20 protein-coding genes and 1 pseudogene are annotated in these 22,637 nt (G+C 59.0%); 3 read left to right on the top strand and 18 right to left on the bottom strand.

Annotated elements, in window-relative coordinates; genetic code table 11:
- Both GVK95_RS24850 and GVK95_RS24845 read left to right on the top strand, forming a co-directional pair.
- Positions 1 to 114 (top strand): annotated as a pseudogene (locus GVK95_RS24850) (IS5/IS1182 family transposase); the annotation flags it as partial.
- Positions 115 to 625: 511 nt separating this feature from the next.
- Positions 626 to 1,537 (top strand): LysR substrate-binding domain-containing protein, encoded by a 912-nt coding sequence (locus GVK95_RS24845; protein ID WP_159953367.1) that lies wholly within the window; start codon positions 626 to 628, stop codon positions 1,535 to 1,537.
- 318 nt (positions 1,538 to 1,855) lie between these two features.
- Here the strand turns inward: GVK95_RS24845 and GVK95_RS24840 are convergent, their stop codons facing one another.
- The 18 genes from GVK95_RS24840 to ugpC form a co-directional block, all read right to left on the bottom strand.
- Positions 1,856 to 3,136: a TRAP transporter large permease gene (locus GVK95_RS24840; protein ID WP_159953366.1), complete on the bottom strand. Its 1,281-nt coding sequence runs from the start codon at positions 3,134 to 3,136 to the stop codon at positions 1,856 to 1,858.
- On the bottom strand, positions 3,133 to 3,690 hold the full coding sequence (locus tag GVK95_RS24835) for a TRAP transporter small permease (protein ID WP_159953365.1): 558 nt from the start codon (positions 3,688 to 3,690) through the stop codon (positions 3,133 to 3,135). The genes GVK95_RS24840 and GVK95_RS24835 overlap by 4 nt, the downstream gene beginning before the upstream one ends.
- Before the next feature lie 55 nt (positions 3,691 to 3,745).
- On the bottom strand, positions 3,746 to 4,741 hold the full coding sequence (locus GVK95_RS24830) for a DctP family TRAP transporter solute-binding subunit (protein WP_159953364.1): 996 nt from the start codon (positions 4,739 to 4,741) through the stop codon (positions 3,746 to 3,748).
- A gap of 19 nt (positions 4,742 to 4,760) precedes the next feature.
- On the bottom strand, positions 4,761 to 5,666 hold the full coding sequence (locus GVK95_RS24825; protein WP_159953363.1) for an NAD(P)-dependent oxidoreductase: 906 nt from the start codon (positions 5,664 to 5,666) through the stop codon (positions 4,761 to 4,763).
- Between the two features lie 18 nt (positions 5,667 to 5,684).
- Entirely contained in the window at positions 5,685 to 5,990 is a 306-nt protein-coding gene (locus GVK95_RS24820; protein ID WP_159953368.1) for a putative quinol monooxygenase, read from the bottom strand.
- 14 nt (positions 5,991 to 6,004) lie between these two features.
- Positions 6,005 to 7,363: an SAF domain-containing protein gene (locus tag GVK95_RS24815; protein WP_159953362.1), complete on the bottom strand. Its 1,359-nt coding sequence runs from the start codon at positions 7,361 to 7,363 to the stop codon at positions 6,005 to 6,007.
- A gap of 607 nt (positions 7,364 to 7,970) precedes the next feature.
- A complete protein-coding gene (locus tag GVK95_RS24810; RefSeq protein ID WP_159953361.1) occupies positions 7,971 to 8,861 on the bottom strand; it encodes a ribokinase in 891 nt (296 codons plus the stop codon).
- A complete protein-coding gene (locus tag GVK95_RS24805) occupies positions 8,858 to 9,733 on the bottom strand; it encodes a MurR/RpiR family transcriptional regulator (protein ID WP_159953360.1) in 876 nt (291 codons plus the stop codon). Before GVK95_RS24805 ends, GVK95_RS24810 begins: the two co-directional genes overlap by 4 nt.
- A 9-nt stretch (positions 9,734 to 9,742) precedes the next feature.
- Positions 9,743 to 10,717, bottom strand: a complete 975-nt coding sequence (locus GVK95_RS24800; RefSeq protein ID WP_159953359.1) for an ABC transporter permease — start codon at positions 10,715 to 10,717, stop codon at positions 9,743 to 9,745.
- A 17-nt stretch (positions 10,718 to 10,734) separates the two neighbouring features.
- Positions 10,735 to 12,261, bottom strand: coding sequence for a sugar ABC transporter ATP-binding protein (locus tag GVK95_RS24795; RefSeq protein WP_159953358.1), 1,527 nt, complete (start codon positions 12,259 to 12,261; stop codon positions 10,735 to 10,737).
- Between the two features lie 66 nt (positions 12,262 to 12,327).
- Complete coding sequence (locus GVK95_RS24790) at positions 12,328 to 13,392, bottom strand: substrate-binding domain-containing protein (RefSeq protein WP_159953357.1); 1,065 nt, start codon at positions 13,390 to 13,392, stop codon at positions 12,328 to 12,330.
- 91 nt (positions 13,393 to 13,483) lie between these two features.
- A complete protein-coding gene (locus GVK95_RS24785) occupies positions 13,484 to 14,455 on the bottom strand; it encodes a TIM barrel protein (protein WP_200844378.1) in 972 nt (323 codons plus the stop codon).
- Between the two features lie 252 nt (positions 14,456 to 14,707).
- Complete coding sequence (gene rbsK, locus GVK95_RS24780; RefSeq protein WP_159953355.1) at positions 14,708 to 15,628, bottom strand: ribokinase; 921 nt, start codon at positions 15,626 to 15,628, stop codon at positions 14,708 to 14,710.
- 10 nt (positions 15,629 to 15,638) lie between these two features.
- Entirely contained in the window at positions 15,639 to 16,094 is a 456-nt protein-coding gene (locus tag GVK95_RS24775; protein ID WP_159953354.1) for an RbsD/FucU family protein, read from the bottom strand.
- Positions 16,095 to 16,114: 20 nt separating this feature from the next.
- On the bottom strand, positions 16,115 to 17,038 hold the full coding sequence (locus GVK95_RS24770; protein WP_159953353.1) for a carbohydrate ABC transporter permease: 924 nt from the start codon (positions 17,036 to 17,038) through the stop codon (positions 16,115 to 16,117).
- A gap of 10 nt (positions 17,039 to 17,048) precedes the next feature.
- Positions 17,049 to 18,158, bottom strand: coding sequence for a sugar ABC transporter permease (locus GVK95_RS24765; RefSeq protein WP_159953352.1), 1,110 nt, complete (start codon positions 18,156 to 18,158; stop codon positions 17,049 to 17,051).
- An 80-nt stretch (positions 18,159 to 18,238) separates the two neighbouring features.
- Complete coding sequence (locus tag GVK95_RS24760) at positions 18,239 to 19,900, bottom strand: sugar ABC transporter substrate-binding protein (protein WP_159953351.1); 1,662 nt, start codon at positions 19,898 to 19,900, stop codon at positions 18,239 to 18,241.
- Positions 19,901 to 19,975: 75 nt separating this feature from the next.
- Positions 19,976 to 21,037, bottom strand: a complete 1,062-nt coding sequence (gene ugpC / locus GVK95_RS24755) for a sn-glycerol-3-phosphate ABC transporter ATP-binding protein UgpC (protein ID WP_159953350.1) — start codon at positions 21,035 to 21,037, stop codon at positions 19,976 to 19,978.
- A 359-nt stretch (positions 21,038 to 21,396) separates the two neighbouring features.
- Between ugpC and GVK95_RS24750 the strand changes: the two genes are divergently transcribed.
- Positions 21,397 to 21,837 (top strand): RbsD/FucU domain-containing protein, encoded by a 441-nt coding sequence (locus GVK95_RS24750; protein ID WP_159953349.1) that lies wholly within the window; start codon positions 21,397 to 21,399, stop codon positions 21,835 to 21,837.
- The last annotated feature ends 800 nt before the right edge of the window (positions 21,838 to 22,637 follow it).

Here is a 22,637-nt window from a genome sequence, read left to right as displayed (position 1 = left end):
TTCAGCAAACTCAAACAGTTCAGAGGCATCGCCACCCGTTACGACAAAGACCCGATGAACTTTCTCGCCGCCGTCAAATTGGCAGCAGCGAGAATTTGGATCAGATCGTTATGAGTCTACGGCCTAGGCAAACCTTCAAATATAATTCCAAGGCGTAGATCCCCTGCTCCCTCCTGCATTCAATGCAGAAAGAAGATAGGTGGCCGGATTTTACTCTGTCCCTATGGGGAACACTATTCCACCGTTACCTGGCCGACTTTTGCACCGCCGCTCTAAAATCGGACGGATCGGAAACGGCACACTTGGTCTTATTTTTCGAGGCCACGCTCTTGCAGTACCCGTCTGACCTCCCGCTCGCGCGAAGACACCATTGCAATCCACATCTTTTGGCGGATCGTCGCGAATTTCGATTGCTGAACCAGCTTCATCACAAGATACCTCATGTCTATAAGTCCAGCACATCTTGCCTCACGGCATGACAAGAATGAAACGCGATTTTTGCATTGCAGCATTGTGTTATCCGTCGCTGACAATGGCATGGTGGGCCTGGTTCAGCTATTGACGCGATCGTTTCGTTTCTTCCAGATAGACACTTGGGTTCGGCCCAAACCGGCAGTGGACAAAAATGCAGCTTCCAATCAAGGCAATATTGGTCTTCCACACGGCAGCCCGCGCCGGCAGCATATCGCGGGCGGCCGAGGCGCTGAGCGTCACGCCCTCAGCCGTGAGCCAGCAGATCCAGGTCCTCGAGGTTCAGCTCGGTGTAACCCTGCTGGCAAAAGCAGGACGCGGCATTGCGCTGACGGAAGCCGGCGAGCGTTACTTCTCGATGATTGCCGACCAGATCGAGCACATTGAGGAGGCCACCGGCACCATCCGCGGCTTTCGTTCGGTCGAGACGCTGACCATCCGCGCCACACCGACCCTTTCCAACAAATGGCTGCTGCCGCGGCTTGGTGACTTTCTCGACCACCACCCTGATATGGAAATCCGTCTCGACGGCACGAACGAGCCGACCGACTTCAATCAGGAACTTGTCGACCTCGAGCTGCGGCATGGGGACGGCCGCTGGCCGGGCCTTTTTGTCGAAGGCATTGCGGAAGAGCAATTCTATCCCGTCTGCTCCCCCGACTATGCCGCAGCCGGCAGCCAGACGCCGCAAGATCTGCTGCACCGGCGCCTGATACATTCGGCGAAATCTCAGGCCCAGTGGACGACCTGGTTTCCGCTTGCAGGTATCAAGCCGGAGGAGCGCTGGCGCCGGGTCCTGTTCGACCGCAGCCATATGGCGATCGATGCTGCCGTGCGCGGTATGGGAATAGCGCTCGAAAGCACGTTGATGATGGGTGAGGAAATCAAGAGCGGGCGGCTGGTCTGCCCCGTGGTCTCACCACCGGTCGTTCGGATAGTGACCCAATGGATCGTTTGTCCGCGCGATCATTTGCGCCAGAAGAAGGTCCGACTGTTCCTGGACTGGTTGCGTGGCGAACGGGACATCTGGCAACTGGCGCATCCGCTGGGCGCCCTTTCAGGCTGAGCCCGTCACGGCATTCAACCAGACGACGGCATTCTCCATGACTGCGCTTAACCGCCGAGCCGGAAATGATCACCGACCTTTGCCGCAACGACAGGGCTCGATCGTACACCGCGTTCAACCACGGAACGCGCAAGTCATCCGTGAGCGAGAAGCCAGACCGCATGCGCTCGACATTCCCCGCCGAATGCAATCGTCAGCCTCGAGAAAAACGCCTTCGAACCTTGCCGCCAACGACCTGCCGATTTCGGATCTTCCGGTTCCGGCAACCCCAATGACGTCCGTGAAGTTGCCGTGGGGTTCAAGTTCGTTACGGCCATCTCAATAGAGACCCAGCAGCCGGATCGGCATCAGTGTCAGTTGCGGGAACAGCACCAGGGCGAGGATCGCTGCCACGAGGATGGACATCGGCGCAAGCGAACCCTTGATGACGTCCTCGATCGACATTTTTGCCACCTGCGCCACGGCGAAGAGACAAACGCCGACTGGCGGCGTCACCAGACCAAGCGTCAGCGTAATGACCATGACGATGAGAAAGTGGATGGGATCGACACCAAGTGAAACCGCCGGTGGCAACAGAACAGGGATCAGGATGAACATGGCGGCGATCGCATCCATGAACATGCCGACGACGATCAGAAAGAAAAAAATCAGTACCAGTGCCATGGTCGGTCCGCTGCTGATCGCACTCAGGAACGTTGCAACCTGCGCCGGCAGGCCGTCATAGGTGAACACCCAGGCCGCAAGCTTGGCGGTCGCCGCGATGAACAGGATCGTGCCCGATGTGCGGGCCGTTTCGACGAAGATGCCCGGCAACTCACCAAGCGAGATTGTCCGGTACAAAACAACCGAGAGAAACAGAGTGTAGAGCACAGCAATGCCTGCCGCCTCGGTCGGCGTGAAATAGCCGTCGACAATGCCGACCAGCAGAATGACGGGCGTCAGCATTGGCAGGATCGCAGCAATGCCGGTGGTGACAACCCGGCGGACATTGAACGGCGTCGGCGGATTGTAGCCGTGGCGCACCGCATAGATGTGGTTGAACACCATCAGCATCAGCGCGATGAAAAGGCCGGGTATGAGGCCGGCGACCAGCAACGTGCCGATCGAGGCATTGGCAATCGAGCCGGCGATCACGATGAGGATCGACGGCGGAATGATCGATGACAGCGTCGAGGTGCAGAGCGTCATGCCAACGGCATAGCCCTTGGGGAAACCATGGCGCTCCATGGCCTTGATCTCGATCGCACCGATCGAAGCGATGTCTGCGACCGACGAACCCGATACGCCGCCGAAGATCACGGAGGAGGCAACATTGACGTGGCCAAGGCCGCCCGGCAGCCAACCGACAATCGCTTCCGCAAAATCGAACAGCTTCTCGGCGACCCTGCCCCGCTCCATGAGCACGCCCACCAGGATAAACAGAGGCACGGCGACGAGGAGGAACGAATTCATGGCGGAGAACATGCTCTGCGCCAGAAGATCGATCGGCGTCGATGTGAAGAAGAGGATCGCGGCGACGCTGGCCAGTCCGAGCGCGACGGCAAGAGGAACCCCAAGAGCGCTCATGATCAGGAAAAGGGCGAGAAGAACGAGGCTCATGGCTGCTTCTCCGGCTTTGGCGTGGTGTGTTCAGCGAGGGTGAGTTGCGGCATGCCCTGGAGAGGGTCCGGAAGCTCGATCAGGTCACGACGGGTTCTCAGCGATTCAACGATGGCCAGAACGCCAAGGATTGAACTGAGCGGCATGATCGTGCCGATCAGCCACATGGGTATGGCAAGGGTCGCAGCGGTCTCGTTCATAATCAATTGCTGCTGGACGAGATGATAACCGGTCCACCCCGTCAGGGCGAAAAAGACCACCGAACTGACCACGTAGATCGGTACGGACAGTCGACGGATGAAAGCCGGCATCATGGCGATCAGAACGGTGACGCGTGCGGTCTCGACCGTTCTGAAACCGGCAGCAAGACCAAGGAAAATCATCCAGACGAAAAGATAGCGGGTCGCTTCCTCCGTCCACGAGACCGGCAAACCGAGGAGGCGGCTGGACACCTGAAGCAGAACGACAAGCAGCACGCCGAACACGGCAATCCCGGCGGCAAAATCGGTGGCACCCTTGAGGGGCTTGCCCAACAATGAGGGACTTTTTGACATGGCATGTTCTCCTGTCCGGATCGACCTTGCGGCCGATCCGGTGGGGGCCTGCGGATCAGTTCTTGCCGACGGCAGCGATGGTCTTGTCGAAGAATGCCTGATCCTTTACCAGGCCGGCAAAGACGGGGTACAGCTCCTTCGAGATCGCGACGAATGCCTTCTGCTGCTTCGGGGTCAAACGGTTGACTTCCATGCCGTTTTTCTGCAGTTCGGCAATCGTGCTTTCGGCGGTTGCCGCGTCGTTTTCAACCTTCCAGGCTTCGGCTTCCTTGCCGGCTTCCTCGATCGCCTTCTTGTGTGCGTCGCTCAGGCCCTCGAACTTGGCCGGGTTGATGCCCAGCACCCAACCGTCACCCATATGGTTGGTGATCGAGGCGTACTTCTGCACTTCGAAGAACTTCGCGCTGAGCGGGACATTGATCGGGTTTTCCTGACCGTCGACGACCTTCAGCTGCAGGGCGTTGTAGACTTCGGCGAAGGCCATCGGCGTCGGTGCAGCTCCCATCTTCTTGAAGAATTCGACCCAGAGCGGGTTGTTGGGCACGCGGAATTTCAGGCCGACAAGATCTTCGGGCTTTTCGATCGGATGTTTGGAATTGGTCATCTGGCGAAACGGCCGCGGCCAGAGATTGACGCCCTTGATACCGATCGTGCCGAGATCGGCAATCAGCTCCTGTCCCTGCTCGCCGGAAAGGTAGCTCCGGAGCTGCGCCTCGTCGTCAAAAAGATAGGGAATGGAGATGGCGGAGAATTTCGGATTGAAATTCGCATAGAGCGATGTCGCCAGGACCAGCATGTCCAACGAGCCGCCGGCCAGCTGCTTGACGGCAGCCGATGGATCACCGCCATACAGCGTGCCATTCGGGAAGACCTTGATGGTCAGTTCGCCATTGGTCTTGGCTGAGACAAGCTCCGCAAACTTGTTGGCGGCAACGGTGATCTCCGATGTATCCGGATCCGGCGTCGACAAGGTCAGCGTCTCGGCCTGAGCAAACGATGTGGTGAGCATGGTGGCGGCTGCCAGCAGGCTGCAAAGTGCGAAGTGTTTCATTTCATTCCTCCCATTTGATTCACGATTTACAACAGGCGGAGTTGCCTCCACCCGCATTCATGCGTTGCAGTTCAAGAATGACGCCGCTGTGGTCGAGCTCTCCATCACCATGATTCACCATGGCCTGGAAAAGCCGGTCAACCTCCTCGCTGACCGGAAGCGTCAATCCACGGCTTCGAGCAAAACCCAATGCCGTCGATGTATCCTTCACCTGGTATTTCGCCGGACCGCCCGGCTGAAAATTGCCCTCCACCATACGCAGGCCATGCTGGCGAAAGACCGTGGAATCGGCGAATCCGCCGAGCAATGCCTCACGAACCCGGGCCGGGTCGGCGCCCCCGCTTTGTGCAAGCGTCAGCGCTTCGGCGACCGCACAGATCGTCGAGGCGACGATCAGCTGGTTGGCGAGTTTTGTCAGCGCGCCACTTCCCGACGGGCCGACATGCGTTACCCGGCCAAGGCAGGAAAACAGCGGCCGAAGACGATCGACGACCGCGGCGTCTCCGCCCGCCATGATGGCAAGCGTTCCATCCCTGGCGCCTTTTTCGCCACCGGAGACCGGAGCGTCGAGACCGGCGATCTGACGAGCGGAAGCCGCCTTGGACAGGGCGACTGCCGTTTCGACCGGGATCGAACTCATGACGAGCAGGGTCGATCCCGGCCGCATCGCGGCTATGACACCGTCTTCACCCATCAACAATGTTTCGCAGACAGGGCCGGAGCTTAGCATGCAAATCACAACATCGGCGTCTTCCACCGCTTCGACGACAGTGCCGGCAGTGGCAACGCCCCTGTCGTGCAGCGCCGCCGCTTTGTCCGGCGTCCGGTTCCAGGCCGTGACCTTGAATCCGGCTTCGGCGAGGCGACCTGCCATCGGCGCGCCCATGATGCCGGTGCCGATGACGGCGATGGTGGTATCATTCATCTGTCCACCCCTTCCCGCTCAAGGATAATGCCGTGTCGAAAAGCGAACGGGGCGCTCTTCGACGATTAACGGTGGGAAAGCATCACGGAAACGTGCCAGATGCGACGTTTCCAGATGTAGGTCGAAGTCTGCGCGACTGTCGTAGACTTCATAGAACACAACCGTGTCATCCGAGCCTTCCGCGCAGATCACGTCGAACTGCCGGCAGCCCGGCTCGTCGGCAACGGAATGTTTCGCGTCATCCCGGGCCACGTCCAGGAAAGCCGGCATTTTGCCCGGCTTCACCTGAAATTCCGCGATCACGACAAAAGCCTGGCGGTTCATATCCATCGCCTCGCTCACTCGGCTGCGATCTTGGCCGGACGGAAACGATCTTCCATGTCGCGGCGCAGCTTGACCACGTCTAGGTCATTGACGATCTCAACATCATCGAAGGACACGATCTGATCCTTCTTGATCGGGCGCTTGAGCTTGACGTTGTGGGCAAGGCCGATCGGCAGCGCCTTGAGATCAAGGCTGCGGCTTGCCGGGATGGCGTTTGCCCAGACGGCGTAGCCGCCCTCGCCATCCAGCATTTCGCCAGGCTGCATATCCTTTTTGGCAGTCGCCACGGCATCGCCGCGGAACTCCTTGGAGCAACCGGTCGGCTCGTTGCGCAGCACGGCCGACAGAACGCTGATCGACGTCTCAAGGCCGATGATGTGGAACGGACGCCACATGGAGGCGTACCAGCCGGACGGATCGGTCAGCAGGCCGTATTGCTTGAAGCAGGCACGGGCATATTCATTATGCGCCTTGAAGGTGACGAACACGCCATAGCGAATGTTGTTGAACACCTCGCGACCATCCGGCTCCTGGCTGGCAGCGATATCGACCAGGCCCGAGCGCGCCATGCGGCCGCCATCGGAGACCGGGCGGAACACGCGCGCCAGATCATGCAGACCGGCTGGCGGAAAGGCCAACCCGTCGTCCGGGCAATCGAGCCCGGTACCATTGGCAACCGCGGCCATTTCGATCGCTGCCTTGGTGCCGTCGGTGAAGGAATTGTAGAGCTTCGGATTGAGGTTGTCCGCGGCGACCTGTTCCTCGGTCCAGCCGAACAGGCCCCAGACCGTATCGGGCGTGGAGTAGCGATAGCGCGGCTCGAAATTCATACCCTTGCCGGCCGAGGTAATCTCGAAGCCGGTCGCGCGAGCCCAGTCGACAAGTTCGCAGATCAGGGCTGGCTGGTCGCCATAGGCCATCGAATAAATCAGGCCCTTTGCACGCGCCTTTTCGGCCAGGATCGGCCCGACCATGACATCAGCTTCGACATTGACCATGACGACATGCTTGTTGTGTTCGATGGCGCCGAGCGCATGTCGGGTCCCGGCGATCGGATGCCCCGTCGCTTCGATGACACATTCGATCTCGCCGCATTCGAACAGCGCCTTGACGTCATCGGTGACGAAGGTGGTGCCGTTCTTGATCGCATCGCCGCAGCTGCTGGCCGCATAGCGCTCTTTCGGCCAACCGACACGGCTCATCGATTCCTTCGCCTTGCCGACGTCAAGATCGACGACGGCGACCAGGTGAAGGCCCAGGATCTTCTGCGCCTGGGCCATGACCATGGAACCGAATTTTCCGGCGCCGATCAGGCCCACCCTGACGGGGCGTCCGTCGGCTGCGCGCAGAGAAAGCAGTGAGTAGAGATTCATTTCAAAATCCTCGGCTGGGGAATACCTCTCAGGAGAGCCCGGCCGGAGCCACCATCAGCAGCGTGCATCCTCCCGGATTTCGGGTACAGATACCCCTCCGCAAAGACGGTGCCGACGACAGTCTTGTCTCCTCCCGGAGAACGCGGCAACATGCCTGCGCCTCTCTCAGCCGCCTCCCACAGCGGCCTCTGTTCCAAAAGTAGGATGGACAAAAAATTAGGGCAATTTAGAATTATCGGTGAATTTATTAGAAAATCTACGCAATCCAGATGACACTTGTCCGCATTGTTCTTCCAGCAACCAAGAGCGCGTCGGCGAAAGCAACCTTCCAATATCTTCGCCGAGGCGTCAGATACCCAACCCTCAGCTTTGCTTACGCACCTGTGAGCGTATGATCTGGAACCAACGCGCTTGTTAATATGTGAACCAACGACAAGGCGTTTTCACTTACTGGAGCCCCAAAATCGCTTCAACTAGGCCATCTACGGCGTATCTTCTCCAACGATTGGCATGATCTCCGCGCCATCCCTTCGGTCAGATTCAGTTTCCAACGAACCTCCTCTGGGGAGAATTCGAAGAACGGAATGCGTCATCTTTAAGCCAAACCTCATGCACGACGTTTCCCTTCCGGCGTGCCGACCAGTGTTGCGGCTTGCAAATTGGCCTTCCGAAGCGCTGCTTCCATCGTCTTTCCGGATGCTAGCTCCGCAGCAAGGACCCCGATGAACTCGTCGCCTGCTCCGTGAGTGCTTTCGACTTTCACCTTGACGGCTTCAATGGAGATTTCGTCTCTCTTGCGGTTTGCATAAGCGACACCCGAGCCACCGGCCGTGACGACCACCTCGGGGAAGAGATGAACGAGCTTCCTAGCGGCCTCAAGCGCGCCGTCAAGAGTCTCGACGACGGGAACACCTGCCAGCATTTCAGCCTCGATGGCGTTGACGACGACGATATCGACGAGCTGTTGGAGATCGCTCGACAGCACCCGCGCCGGGGCAGCATTGATCAGAACACGCCCACCGGCCTTCCTGACTGCTCGTGCTGCCAGGACATTGGCTACGTCGGGGATTTCGTTTTGAAGAACGAGAATAGTGGTCCTGTCCAGCAGATCACCAGCGGCCAGAACGTCGTGCTCATCAAGCGTCAAGTTACTTCCCGACACGATAACGGCACCATAGTCGCCCTCTGCATCAAAAATCGCGACGCTCATGCCCGTCGCGTTGGATGCATGGCGCCGAACAAAGGTGTGATCGACATTCTTCCGATCAAGATTCGAGATGAGAAACCGACCGAATTCGTCATCGGCGACGGCGCCGATCATCGATGTGGATACCCCGGCACGGGCGGCTGAAACCGCTTGGTTTCCACCTTTACCGCCGCTTTTAGGATGCCAGGATGTTCCAGTCACCGTTTCGCCCTTGCGTGGCCGGTCCGGGCCGAAGACGGCGATATCGTAGTGGAGGCTGCCAAAGACGGTGACAAGAGGCTGGGATGTCATGAAAGGCGATCTCTTCGTTTGGATGTGACAGCGGACATTGTGCGTTCGAGGTTGCGCTCGGCCGCCTGATAGTCGCGCTGGGCGACGGCGACGAAAATGGCATCGAGAATATTGAGCTGTGCGATGCGGGCGGCGGCATTTTCACCCATCAGAGGTGAGCCCTGCGCTGTGGAACACAAAACCACATCGGCGGATTGGGCAAGTGCGGATGAATCGTAGTTGGTGATCGCGATCGTGTGCGCGCCGTTCTTGCGGGCAAGCTGGATCGCCTCAATCACAGCAATGGTGTTACCGGAATGGGAGAAACCGATCGCTATATCGCCCTCTGTCAGCAGCGAGGCTGACATCAGCATCATGTGCGAATCATCGAAGACGCTGGCGCGCACGCCGATCCGCAGGAACTTGTGGGCGACATCCCGTGCGATCTGGGCCGAGCCGCCGACCCCGTAGAAATCGCGTGTCGCAGCCTTGTGGATCAGATCGGCGGCCTGATCGAATGCCGCCATGTCGAGAATGGCAAGCGTTTCCTCCAGCGCATGGATCGAGGTACGAAACACCTTCTGGACGATTTCAAGCGAGGTATCGTCGACAGAGAGTTCCTGGTGCATCTCCGCCGTCGGCTGGCGGTTGTACTGGCTAACGGCAGAGCGGAAGTCCCGAAAGCCGGAGAAGCCGAGCTTCTTGGTGATCTTCACCACCATGGCTTCCGAAACGCCGGCGTTTTCCGCAATTTGTTTCAACGAAGTCTCGTCGCTAAAATCGCGCATGGCGAATACGGTATCGACCACCTTGGCTTCGAGCGGCGTCAAAAGCGGCATCATCATACGGATGCGCGGCCCCACGGCCTTCGTGTCGAAGCTTTCAGTGTTCATGCCGGTCCCCTATCCCCGTCCGCGTGTCGCGCGGTCAATCATCATTGCGACGAGGATTATAAGGCCGGTGGCGAGCAGTTGATAGAAGGCCTGGACATTCATCAGCGTCAATCCGTTGCGCATCGCGCCAAGGATGATAGCACCGAGAATGGTGCCAAGAATGCTGCCCTTTCCTCCCATAAGCGAGGCACCACCGATGGCTGCAGCTGCAATCGCATCAAGCTCCCATAGATTTCCGAGGATCGGCTCGGCGGCTCCGAGACGGCCGATCAGGATTAGCGAGGCGAGTGCCGCCAGACCGCCGGATATAACGTAAGCCGTGATCTTGGTCCGGGCGATCGGAACGCCTGCGACATAGGCCGCTTCCTCGTTGCCACCGACAGCCATCAAATATTCGCCGATGGGCGTCTTCTTGAGAAGGATCCAGGCAGCTACAGCGACGACCGCGACGATGAGGACGGGCGTTGGAATACCGAAGAGATTGCCATTGAACAGCGACCGGAAGCCCGGCGGAATGCCGAGAACAGGATTGCCGCCGGTATAGATCAGCGCAATGGCCCGGTAAGTGCTGAGCGTACCCAGCGTAACGATGAAGGGTTGCAATCCGACATAGGCGACGAGCGCGCCGTTGATGAAGCCGCAGATGACACCGACGCCAAGGCCGGCAAGGATCGCCAGCGGGACCGGTGTGCCGCCGAGCAACAGGGTGGCGGTGATAACGGCGGAGATCGCCGCCGTCGGGCCAACCGAAAGATCAATGCCCCCCGAAATGATCACCAGCGTCATACCGAGCGCCAGACATGCATTGATGCTCGATTGTTGCAGGATGTTGGCAAGGTTGCGCTCCGACAGGAAGCCGGGAACAAGCGTGGCAAACACCGCCATGATGACGACGAGGCCGATCAGGGTTCCGGCATCGCGCAGCGCAAAGGAGAAGCGGCGAAAAGCCGGGCCGGTCTCTGTTGGTACATTTGAAGTGGTCATGATTTGTCCTATCAATTTCACGCTGGCCGCACGGCGCGGGCATCGGCTGCTCCGCCAGCGGCGCCTGGAATGGCGTGCGCGACGATCGCGCTTTCGGTCAGCTGGTCGCGCGGAATGTCCGCTGCAATCTGCCCGTCCCGCATGACCAGCACGCGGTTCGAAAGCCTGATCACCTCCGGAAGTTCGGATGACACGACGATGATTGAATGGCCTTCGCGGGCGAGATCTTCGATCAGATGGTAGATTTCAGACTTGGCGCCGACATCGATACCGCGGGTCGGCTCGTCGAACAGAAGGATCTGCGATTTCGCCGCCAGCCAGCGGGCGATGATCGCCTTCTGCTGGTTGCCGCCGCTGAACAGCCTGATGGGGCGATCCAGCTGGAACGGCCGCAGATTGACCCGTTTCAGAAGATCGCGCGCAGTGGCGCGAAGCTTTCTCGTGCTGATCATGCCAGCGGATGAGAAACTTGGGAGCGAGGCGAGCGCCATATTGGTGCTGACCGGGCGCAGCGGAATAATTCCCTCCCGCTTACGCTCCTCTGGCACGAGGCCGATACCGGCCGCAATCGCATCGCGCGGATTTGCAAAATTGACAGTTGCACCATCGACGAGGATAGACCCGGCGCTCAAGCGATCGACGCCTGCAATCAGCCGCAACAGTTCTGTGCGGCCGGAGCCCACCAGCCCGGCGATGCCCAGCACCTCACCCTTGTGCAACGTGAACGACACGTCACGCACCTTGGCGGCTGAAGACAGATTCCTTGCTTCAAGCTTCACCGTGTTGGTGACGAAGGAGTTGTGTCCCTCCTGCATCAGCTCTCGACCGACCATCATCGCGATCACGTCCTTTTCCGAGGCCGTCTTGAGATCGACCATGCCGACAAGCTTTCCATCACGCATGACGCTCGCCCGCTGGCAGATCTGGAACACCTCGTCCATCTTGTGCGAGACATAGATGATCGAGACGCCGCTTGCGGAAAGACTGGCAATGACCTCGGCCAGCCGGTCAAACTCGCTCGGCGTTAGGCTTGAGGTCGGCTCGTCCATGGCGATGACTTTCGCCTTGTCGAGCAGCGCGCGACCGATCTCGACGATCTGGCGCTGCGCTACCTTAAGCGACGAGATCGGCGCTGCCGGATCGATGGTCCTGTCGATCATCGACAACGCTTCGGCAGCATGCGCCTCTTGCTCGCGGCGGGAAACGAACAATCCACCCATATGGGTCAGTGAATGACCGAGAAACATATTCTGGGCGACGCTTAAGTGTGGCACCTGCTGCAGTTCCTGATGAATCATGGCGATGCCGGCCGCGCGAGCATCCATCGGCTTTTTGAAGGCCACCGCCTTGCCATCGACGAAGACGGTGCCTGCGGTTGGGCGGAACACGCCGGAGAGAATGCGCAAAAGCGTCGACTTGCCGGCGCCGTTTTCGCCAAGAAGCCCATGAATCTCGCCGGGCGCAACGTCGAACGAGACATCCGTCAGCGCGTTTACGCCAGGGAAACTCTTGGAAATCGTCTCAAATCTTAATCTCGACGTCATCGGTCCATTCCTTCCGGTCCGCAAGTGAATGCCGGCCGTTGCGGGCCGGCATTCCTCGTTCGCTGGTCACTTGGCAGCCTTGGCGTCTTCCATGAGCACGGCGCGGACATCTACGCCTTCACCCTGATAGCGGCTAAGATTGTCGGCAGTGATCAGTGCCTGCGGGGTCGCGACGACGCGCGGCAGCTTCTGACCAGCCACGAGACGAAGCGCCGTTTCCAGCGCAACTTCGCCGGTCAGAACCGGAAAGCTGTCCACCGTGCCGGTGAGCTCGCCAGCCTTGATCGACGCATATGCATCAGAGATCCCGTCGGTTCCGAACACGGCGACCTTACCGGCAAGACCGGTGGCCTTCACCGCTTCCACGATCCCAAGCGCCATACCGTCATTGTTGGCATAAAAGCCGACAAGGTCGGGATGCTGGTTGAGGATGTTAGTCGCGGCATCATAGGACGTCTGGCGATCCCAATTGCCCGGAACGCTGGCGACGACTTCGAACTTGCCGCCTTCGCTGATGGTCGTCTTGAAGCCATCGGTGCGCTGCACGGCGGCATAGACGCCGGCCTGACCTTCGACAATTGCCACCTTACCGCCCTCGGGACGGTTCTCGATAAACCACTTGGCGACGCGAACACCATTGTCGCGCTGTACGTTGCCGACATAGTGTTCGGCCTGCGGGATGACCGCGTCGTTGACGTTGACGACGGGAATGTTGGCGGCCTTGGCCTGTTCGATAACCGGCTGCAGGTTGGCGTCCGTCTGCGGGGAGACCAGAAGCACGTTGTAGCCCTGCGTGATCAGGCCCTCTGCGATGGTAAGCTGCCCGAGTTGATCGCCTTCGCTCTGTGCTGCCTGATAGACGACAGGCACGCCAACCTTCTTGCCGAACGCCTCATAGCCTTCACCCAGCGATCGCCAATATTCATTGGTCAGCGTCTTGGAAACGGCGCCGGCCTTTGTTCCCTCTGGAAGCTTCGGTAACGCACCTAGCTTGGCTTCCAGTTCCGACCAGTCCATGCGGTCCTTTTCGGTATCGGAATTGAGCGGCGCCAGCTCCTGCGCGAATGCTGCGCCGAACAGGAAGCTGGCAGCGACGCCGGCAGCAAGGGTCGTCTTCAAAAAGGTCTTCATCGGTTCCTCCCGGGTGGTTCAACAGACATGCCTTCGGCATGCCTTTGGTTGCAAAGGTTTGTCGTTTCAAGATTACCAGCGTTTTGGCCACTCAGCCGAGCATCAGCTCCTGGATGACGGCCTGCGCGGAAACCGCGTCCTGTCGGTCAATCGCGCCGGAGAGGCGATTGTCCTGCTCGAGGCGATCCACGATGCCAAGCATCCGCTTGACGGTCTGGATATTGACCTCGCATTCGTGCACCGGGTCGAGGCCCGTCATGTCGGGGAACGTGTCGAAATAGATCGCGCCTGCATAGCCGTCCTTCCGGATCTGACGAAGAAGCTCGATCGTTTGCTGGGTATGCACCGCGCCGACCATCAGACCGTCGTCACGCTTGGCATATCCGTCGTTGAGGTGGACGCCGAGCACACGGCTGTAGCGAGCGATCAGCGCTGCGGCAAAGGCCGGCTGTTCGTCAGCGTAAAGCACATGCGCGAAGTCGAGTGTGACGCCGAGATTTGGCATGTCCACATCCCTGATTGCCAGCAATGTCGTTGCGGCATCAGGCATCAGGCTGTAGGAACGCGGTTCGTTCGGCTTGTATTCGATGCTAACAAGGCAATCGGGATCATGGGCACAAACTTCACGAATACCATCTATTTCGTGTTGCCATAATGCATGGTAGTCGGCCTGAAAGGCATAATCGAAGCCGTCCTGACCGAGCCAGAGCGTCATCAGATTGCTGCCGGCAGCGCGGGTCGCGTCGATCCCTTTCTTTGTCAGATCGACCGCCTCACGGCGAACCGCCGGATCGGGGTTCGTGAATGCACCGATCTTGAATGCTGGATTGGTGTAGTAGCGCATGGCGAAACCATTGATAGCCAGGCCCAGATCGCCGATCTGTCTGGCCAGAAGCGTTGGGTCTTCGGCAACATGGTCGGGATAATTGAGATCAAGATCGGTCAGGCCCTCGACCTTGGCAGCGCGGGTCGCCATCTGCAACATGGTTGGCTTGCCGGAAAGATCAGGCCATTCCGCCTTCGGCTTCGAGGCGAAGGAATTCAGTCGGGTGGCGAATTTCAGTTGGGTCACGGGTCTGGCTCACTTGGGTCATTGTTGACGTTACTTCACAAAATAATATCCATTTGTAAGGTTACAAATGTTGTGCGGTGCATCAAATCGTTATGGCACCTGCGTGGAACGACGAGTTTTCTACTATCCCGCCAATGCCAAGCGGACGCGCGAAAACCTCCTCATAAAAAAGAGGTCACCGTGGTTCGTTGGGCCTTGAAAAGGTCCCGTATGTTTTGGTCGCCCTCCGGCAGGAGGGCGGTGTCAGCGCGCCATGAGCGCTTCGATCTCGGAAAGCAGAGGCATTGCAGGCGCAGTCCCGCGTCGCGTGACGGCAATTCCAGCGGTGGCGCAGCCGAAACGGACGGCATCGAACGGGTTCGTGCCACGCGCCAGCGCTGCCGCAAAGCCGCCAACAAACGCATCGCCAGCACCCGTCGTATCGATGACAGGGCCGCAGGCAACTGCTGGCACATGCACCGACTGCTCCCGATCGTGGAACAACACTCCGCGAGAACCGAGCGTGATGACCGCAGCCGTGACGCCACGCGAAAGCAACACGTCGCCCGCCCGCTTCGCATCATCGAGCGTGTCGAGGGGAAAGCCGACCAGTGCGGCGGCCTCGGTTTCGTTGGGGACGATATAGTCGCAGAGCCCGTAGATCTCCGCTGGAAATGCGCAAGCAGGTGCCGGGTTGAATATCGTCGTGACGCCGGCGGTTCGGGCAATATCAAGCGCCCGGTGGGCGGCCTCGGCGGGCTGCTCCAGTTGTGTGACGAACACGGCGGAGTGTGCGATAGTTTCGCGCGCCGTCTCAACATCATCAATGCCGATCGTGCCGGCCGCACCTGCATAGACGATGATGGCATTGTCGCCGGTGCTGTCGTTGACATAAATGAAGGCGGCCCCGGTCGGTTCATCGTCCATAATGGTCAGCTTCGCGGTCACGCCCGCCTGCTCATAGGTTTTCAGAGCCAGATCGCCGAACGTGTCGCGACCGATCTTGGAGATGAAGGACACTTGTGCCCCTGCCCGCGCCGCGGCAACCGCCTGGTTTGAGCCCTTGCCGCCCGGCCCGACGGAAAAGCCACTGCCGGCAATGGTCTCCCCGACGACCGGCAGGCGCGGCGCGAGATAGGCCGTATCGGCGACGAAGATGCCGAGGATTGAAACTCCGGTTCCCATGCAAAGCCCCTCATGCGACCACGGGTGGAATGACACCCTTGGTGAAGAGGAAACAGCCGTAGAAACGGGTCTCGCCGGTCGAGATCACGCAATAGGCCCTCTTGGCCAGATCGTAGAAGGCGAAGCGCTCGATGCCGTACATAGGTGACGGCTTGCCCTCCGCGCAGTCAATTTCGGCCTGCACCTCCTGCTGTACCGGCTGGATGTCATCGGGCGCGCCCATCACCTCCATGCGCCCGGCAGAATTCTGCAGCGGCGTATCGAGCGGCAGTACGGAGAGGATAGCGCGGATTGCCTCCGGGGCCGAAAGATTGGCTATGGACAGCGGCCGGCCGATCATCGTCTGACGACCGACACTGTCGCTCGGGAAATTGGTGTCCGAGACCACGAGCGTGTCGCCATGCCCCATGGACCGCAAAGCTTGCAGCACGTCGCCGTTCAATGCCGGATGAATGTTCTTGAGCATACAATCCTCCCAGTTTCTTTCTACTTCACCGCACCTGCAGTCAGACCTTTGACGATATAGCGCTCTAGGAAGATCCCGATCAGGATCAGCGGCATGATTGCAGCCGTGGCGATGGCGGCCATCGACCACCAGTTTATCCCCTGCGAACCCGTCTGGCTTGCCACCATCACCGGCAACGTCTTGGCGTTGGAACTCGTCAACAGTGCCGCGAAAAAATACTCGTTCCAGCAGAGAATGACCGACAGGATAAAGGCCGCGACCATGCCGGGCAGCGCGATCGGCAACACGATCCGCATGAAGGCGCCCCAGATCGAGCAGCCATCGACCATGGCGGCCTGCTCCAGCTCCACCGGGATGGTGTCGAACTGGTCGCGCATGATCCAGATGACGATCGGTAGGACCATCAGTGTATAGACGAGTACGAGGCCGACCAGCGTGTCGAGCAGCATCAGGTGCTTGTAGAGAACCAGAAACGGCATGGCGAGCACAACCGGCGGCAGGATCAATTGCGACAGGAAGAAGAATGAGATGTCCTTGTTCTTCATCCAGAGGAATTTGTACGGAAACCGGCTGAGGCCATAGGCTGCCAGAGACCCGATGAGAACGGCAAGGAAAGAGGCGCCGGCCGATGCGACGATACTGTTGAAGAACCGGCGGATAAACTCGTCGCGCACGGTCGATTCTGCAAAGATCGTATCCGGCGACAGTCCGAGCGAGCGCCAGCCTTTCCAGTCGGGCATGAAATCGACGAAGGGGATCAGATGCCCCTGCGTGACGTTGACCGCTGTCTTGAACGAGGTTGTGATCGTCCAGTAGATCGGAAAGAGCGAAACGAAGGCCCAGAATACCAGAGCCGCATAGATCAGCAGGCTACTGGTCAGGAACTGCGGCCGACGGGACCACATGCTTCCCGGCTTTTCGGATATGTTAGCGGTGATCGCCATCAGCTGTGCCTCAATTTTCGCGTTGCATCCATCGGCTCGCCCCTTTGAGGATGAGCGCGACGAGGATGATGATGATGACCAGATAGAATTCCGCGAGCATGGTGCCGTAGCCGACATTGGAGCGGTCGCGATATTCGCGGAAGATGAAGCTCGATACGGTATCTGTCGCTCCGCCCGGTCCGCCGGCGGTGACGTTAATGACGATGTCTGCAAGCTTGAGCTGGAAAATAATGCGCAGGATGATGACAGTCATGCTGACGGGCAGCATCAGCGGAAAGGTGATTTCCTTGAAACTCTGCCAGCCTGACGCCCCGTCCACCTTCGCCGCTTCCTTGATCTCGGACGGGAGTGCCTGAAGGCCCGCCAGCAGAAGGATCATCATGAACGGGATCGACACCCAGGCATCCATAGCCATGATTGAGGTGCGCGCCAGCCACGGCGTCGAAAAGAAGGCGGGATTGTCCCAGCCAAGATGACGCGCCAGCGTTGCCGCCGGGCCGAACCGGTATTCCATCAGCGACTTGCCGATCATCCAGCTGACGGCCACCGGGCTTAGCATCAGGGGTAGCAGGAAGGCGACCCGGAAAAATTTGCGCGCCTTGATCTCGGCGTTGAGCAGCAGTGCCAGTCCGAAGGCGATGGCATATTGCACCAGCACCGAGAGGACGTAATAGACCATGTTGAGCAGCGCGTTCCAGTAGTAGGCGTCGGCAAACAGCGTGCGCAGATTGTCGAGCCCATTGAAACGCCGTCCGGCGGCGGCACTCAGGTTCCAGTCGGTAAAGGCGATATAAAGACCGAAGACAGTCGGAAACACCACCATGGCGACGGTGAACAGCACCGCCGGGAGAACGAATGCAGCGCGCTGGCCCGCCTCACCGCGGATCATCACCTGAACCGCGCACAGTGCTATGGCCCAGACGATATATGCATAGAGCAGCGGCCGCCAGCTGACGAGCCCAATGGCGGTGATGCCCGCACCGTCCAGAACCTGCAAGCTCAGCACGGCGAGCAACAGCCCCGTCGCGGCCAAAAACAGCAGCCAGCCATTCCGGGCGGACGCCCGCTGAAGCATGGTCCGGTTGACGGGGCGGGCGGCAGGCGTGATCGTATGCGACATGGGCAGACCCTTGGGCAGAAACCGAGCGGAAGAGGACAAAAGTTCAGGCGGCACGGATCTGCCGCCTGAAACGCGAGACGTCAGAGCCCGAGCGAGGCCTTGTAGAGCGCGATCTGCTTGTCACGACCCAGCTGGTCGGTAATCTTCTCCCAGGCGGCGGCGATGGCATCGGCCCCGGCCTGCGCCGTTGCCTGTCCGGCAAACACCTTCGCCAGTTCGTCTTCCGCGACACTGTAATACTGGAAGATACCGGGAATACGCGGCTCGATGGCAGCATTCGGATGGTTGTAGGAGTTCGATTGTGAATCGAGGTAGCTCTTGATAAAGGCCTCGTCGTAACCGGCCGACACCCATTCCTTGATGTCGAACTGGCTCTTGCGATAGCACTGGAAGCCGGACGGATATGCGGCCGTCCAGAGCGCCAGATCCTTGCCGCCGAGATGGGCGGCGGCACTCCATGCTGCCTTCTTCTTCTTCTCGTCGGCGTCGACCCGCGCCATCACATAGACGCCCCAGCCGAGATAAGCCATGTTCGGCGCATGGTTCGGACCGCTGGCCAACTTGTCCCACTGACCGGTCTTGGCATTGTAGACATCGTCCGAGCCCGGCAGGATATCGAAGCCGATGGTATCGCCCACGACCGACGAGTCGCTGGTGCGCGCGCTGGCACCGACGTCGCCCCACCAAGAAACCATCGAACCCGTACCGGCCAGAAACTGCTGGAAGGCCGTCGTGCCCGGATCGGCATTGAGTTGGTCGCCGGCTTCCGACGGCAGGGCATCAATGACGTCCTGAATGGCGCGGACCCAGGCCGGGTTGTTGATGCGCGGCTTCATCGTGTCGGTGTCGAACAGCCAGGCCTTGTCGTCGGGGTGCTTGGCGTAGGCCGTGGCGCGGCTGCCGAGGAAGTAAAAGCCGAATCCGCCCCACGCCTTGGGTGCATCGAGATAACCGACCGCCTCCATGCCGCCCACTGTCTTGCCCTTGAGGAATTTGGTGACCTCCTGAACCTTCTGCCAGGTTTTCGGAACGCCCCATTCGCCCTCGTGACCCTCATCCTTCCAGGCTTTAGCAAGGTTGGCATCGGTGAAGTAGTCGGTGCGGTAGTTGAAGTTGTGGCAGTCGCCGTCGACCGAGATGCGGTAGGTCTTTCCATCCCAAGTGCCGACAGGCGCCTTGAGGTAGTCAACATAGTCGTCCATATCGATCTGGGCCTTCACCCAGTCGGGCATTTCGGAGGCCAGCCCCTTGCCGCAGACGTCGCCCTCGAACGGCGCGCCCATTTCCAGAATATCGAAATCGACCGTGCCGGTGGCGATCGCCTGCTGCAGGCGCGGATTGTAATCGGCCTGGGCGAGATCGATCCAGGTGATCTTGGCACCGGTATAATCCTCCCATGGCTTCAGGAAGCCTCGAAACAGGACGTTGTGAAGGTTCTGATTATTGAGTCCCATGAAGGAAAGTTCGACGCCGGCGAATTCACCTTGGCTGACATTCTTCTTGGTCGCCTCCAGGCACATCTCGCCGACCTTTTGCCAATCGGCATCCGTCGGCGATCCCTTGCCGACGCCCGGAATCTGCAGGATCTGGCTGCGCAGGGACGCGTCCTGCGCGAAGGCCGCGCCGACCGATCCGAGCATGCCACTCGCCGCAGCCACGGCACCCAGGCTTGCGCCCGTCTTCAAAATAGCGCGCCGGCTAAGGCCTATGGCCATCATTCTCTCGAAATCACTGACTTTCATTGTGGGGCTCCTCCCGTTGATAAACGCCACGGTTCGTGGCTGCCGGCGCTTGCTCCTCGAAGCGCCAGCCAAACTTTAGTCGAGCCTCAATCCGCTCTCTCCGTCGAACAAATGGACGAGAGCCGCGTTCGGGGTTATCGCGAGCACATGGTCCGAGGGCTCCTCAACACGGTCGCGAAAGACGCCGATAATCTTCTGCTGCCCGAGTTTTGCAAAAACCTGCGTTTCGGATCCCGTCGATTCCACTACTGTCACACGGGCGTTGACATCGCCTCCAAGGGTGAAATGCTCCGGCCGGATACCGTAATAGGCGGGTTGTCCGTCCGAGCCCGCAGGCGCGCGAACCAGCGGCAGCCGAATGCCCTCGTCAGTCTCGAAAAACGGCGTTTGCGACGCGCGGATATGGCCCTTGATCAGGTTCATCGACGGCGAGCCGATAAAGCCCGCAACGAAGGTATTGGCAGGCCGGTCGTAGAGCGTCAGGGGCGAGCCGATCTGTTCAACGCGACCGTCGCGCAACACCACGATCCGGTCAGCCATGGTCATGGCCTCAACCTGATCATGCGTCACATAGATCATTGTGGTTGCCAGCCGGCGCTGCAGTTCCTTGATCTCGGCGCGCATCTGCACGCGCAGCTTGGCATCGAGATTGGAGAGCGGTTCATCGAACAGGAAGACCTTCGGATCGCGAACGATCGCCCGGCCCATCGCCACACGCTGCCGCTGGCCGCCGGACAATTGCCGGGGATAGCGGGCGAGATAAGGCGCCAGATCCAGAATGTCGGCTGCCTTCTTCACGCGGCTGTCGATATCGGCCTTGGTCTCGCCGCGCATCTTCAGCGCAAAGCCCATATTTTCGGCGACTGTCTTGTGTGGATAGAGCGCATAGCTCTGGAACACCATCGCGATGTCGCGATCCTTGGGCGGCAGATCATTGACCACCTTGCCATCGATCAGGATGTCTCCGAAGCTGATCGGCTCAAGACCGGCTACCATGCGCAACAGCGTCGATTTTCCGCAGCCGGACGGTCCCACAAGGACGACAAACTCGCCATCCGGTATTTCGACGGAAACGCCATGGATCACCGTCAGGCTTCCATAGGCCTTGCCGACATTGACGATATTCATCGATGCCAAAATATTCTCCTCCTCCGGCGTCGCGCACTCCTCGCGACGTTTGATCGGCCTCCAGAAAGACCGCGGCGGCTCGAGCCCTTAGCCCGGCCGCCACCGTCTACTTTCCTTGGGAGGACGTCATCCGATAGTCAAACTTCACATGGTTGACAAATATTGTAAAGTGCATTTTAGCCACTTCGCGCAAAATTTTAATTTCGTGGACGCCATAGCCACAGACGGGCGCCGTGATTGCGTTCAATTGCACCTCTACTGGTAGCAGGGACGATAAAACGCCGTCTAAGACCTATTACGCAATTGTCCGAATTACAATTTTCATGTATTTTGTAAAGTTCCGACCCGCGACATGGCAGGAGAACCAAATGCTAAAAGGTATCGATCCGATCTTGAATGCCGAACTCGTGCATGCGTTGATGCTGATGGGGCACGGTGATCAATTGGTCCTGTGCGACATCAATCACCCGGCGCAGACAATTGCGCGGCATACGACTTACGGACGTCTTATCGACGTTTCCGGTTGCGGCTTGGAGCGTTTGGCAACCGCCGTTTTCAAGCTCTTCCCTCTGGACACCTTCATAGACGCACCGGTCAAGCGGATGCAGGTTGTTGGCGATGCGGATGCTCAGGTGCCAATTTTCTCAGTGATCCAAAACGTCGTTGATATCGCAGAGTCGCGACCCGTCGCCATGGAGGCGCTGGAGCGTTTCGAATTTTACGAGGAAGCCAAAAAGTCGTTCGCGATTGTCAGGACCTCTGATCCTGGGCCTTACGGGTGTTTCATTTTCAGCAAAGGTATTATTTGACCACTTTGTCGTAACAAGTGGACAGGCAATATTCACGTATTGTCGGCAACTTTTCTTCCGCGTGACGATATGAAGTCAGCCATTTATTCCGCGCGGGTGGCCATGCTTTTTGTATTCTCCAAAGCCCAAGATACCTGGCAGATTCAATCGGGAAGGCTGGCACAGTTTCGGTACCCTCGTTCATAGCCGGCTGCAACCAACTGCCAATCTACCTCGAGCGCGGCATCTGCCTGGAACAGCAGGCAACACAGTTTCAATCAGGGGCCGTGATGCCGGATATGCCATCTCGGCGATTTCCGTCGATTCACTTTCCTCGACGATTTCTCCCTCAATGTCATCCAGTCCATCGACGGCGACGATCGGGGGATATGGCCAGCCACGCGACATCTTCTTCCACGAGTTCGACATATGGTCGAATTACTCGTTGAAGAAGCCAAGAGGGGTGCCCTTGGGATGTAGGCTATCGCCCAGTCATCCCTTTGATCAGTCGCTGTCGTTTCCCGCATCGGATCATGCATCCTACCATCCGGAGCCGAGATCGTGGTGGACGGCGGATATCTCGCCTGAACGTGGAGTTATCCGTGTGAGCATGTCAATTTTTCTCGCCGTAGCCATTGGCGGATTTCGCAAGTAGTATGGCCTCCTACTGCTAGTCACAAAGCCCGGTGTCTCATCCATATTCATTTCGAGTTCAGGCGTGGTCACCCCGCCTGACAACACTCGGAAAAGGACTATAGCATGACATCGTATGAGCAACTTTTCATTGGCGGACAGCGTGTAGCGCCGTTGGGCACCGAAAT

The sequence above is a fragment of the Rhizobium sp. 18065 genome (genome assembly GCF_902706095.1).
GTDB lineage: Bacteria > Pseudomonadota > Alphaproteobacteria > Rhizobiales > Rhizobiaceae > Allorhizobium.
Note: the sequence above shows the minus strand (reverse complement) of the source record. Positions and strands in the feature narration are given on the sequence as shown.

Coding starts and splice junctions, on each gene's coding strand:
- GVK95_RS24835 (WP_159953365.1), bottom strand. CDS start 3,690: ATGTCAAAAAGTCCCTCATTGTTGGGCAAGCCCCTCAAGGGTGCCACC.
- GVK95_RS24820 (WP_159953368.1), bottom strand. CDS start 5,990: ATGAACCGCCAGGCTTTTGTCGTGATCGCGGAATTTCAGGTGAAGCCG.
- GVK95_RS24760 (WP_159953351.1), bottom strand. CDS start 19,900: ATGAAAGTCAGTGATTTCGAGAGAATGATGGCCATAGGCCTTAGCCGG.
- GVK95_RS24800 (WP_159953359.1), bottom strand. CDS start 10,717: ATGACCACTTCAAATGTACCAACAGAGACCGGCCCGGCTTTTCGCCGC.
- GVK95_RS24750 (WP_159953349.1), top strand. CDS start 21,397: ATGCTAAAAGGTATCGATCCGATCTTGAATGCCGAACTCGTGCATGCG.
- GVK95_RS24810 (WP_159953361.1), bottom strand. CDS start 8,861: ATGACATCCCAGCCTCTTGTCACCGTCTTTGGCAGCCTCCACTACGAT.
- GVK95_RS24770 (WP_159953353.1), bottom strand. CDS start 17,038: ATGGCGATCACCGCTAACATATCCGAAAAGCCGGGAAGCATGTGGTCC.
- GVK95_RS24805 (WP_159953360.1), bottom strand. CDS start 9,733: ATGAACACTGAAAGCTTCGACACGAAGGCCGTGGGGCCGCGCATCCGT.
- rbsK (WP_159953355.1), bottom strand. CDS start 15,628: ATGGGAACCGGAGTTTCAATCCTCGGCATCTTCGTCGCCGATACGGCC.
- GVK95_RS24825 (WP_159953363.1), bottom strand. CDS start 5,666: ATGAATGATACCACCATCGCCGTCATCGGCACCGGCATCATGGGCGCG.
- GVK95_RS24830 (WP_159953364.1), bottom strand. CDS start 4,741: ATGAAACACTTCGCACTTTGCAGCCTGCTGGCAGCCGCCACCATGCTC.
- GVK95_RS24765 (WP_159953352.1), bottom strand. CDS start 18,158: ATGTCGCATACGATCACGCCTGCCGCCCGCCCCGTCAACCGGACCATG.
- GVK95_RS24815 (WP_159953362.1), bottom strand. CDS start 7,363: ATGAATCTCTACTCACTGCTTTCTCTGCGCGCAGCCGACGGACGCCCC.
- GVK95_RS24790 (WP_159953357.1), bottom strand. CDS start 13,392: ATGAAGACCTTTTTGAAGACGACCCTTGCTGCCGGCGTCGCTGCCAGC.
- GVK95_RS24845 (WP_159953367.1), top strand. CDS start 626: ATGCAGCTTCCAATCAAGGCAATATTGGTCTTCCACACGGCAGCCCGC.
- GVK95_RS24840 (WP_159953366.1), bottom strand. CDS start 3,136: ATGAGCCTCGTTCTTCTCGCCCTTTTCCTGATCATGAGCGCTCTTGGG.
- GVK95_RS24795 (WP_159953358.1), bottom strand. CDS start 12,261: ATGACGTCGAGATTAAGATTTGAGACGATTTCCAAGAGTTTCCCTGGC.
- GVK95_RS24775 (WP_159953354.1), bottom strand. CDS start 16,094: ATGCTCAAGAACATTCATCCGGCATTGAACGGCGACGTGCTGCAAGCT.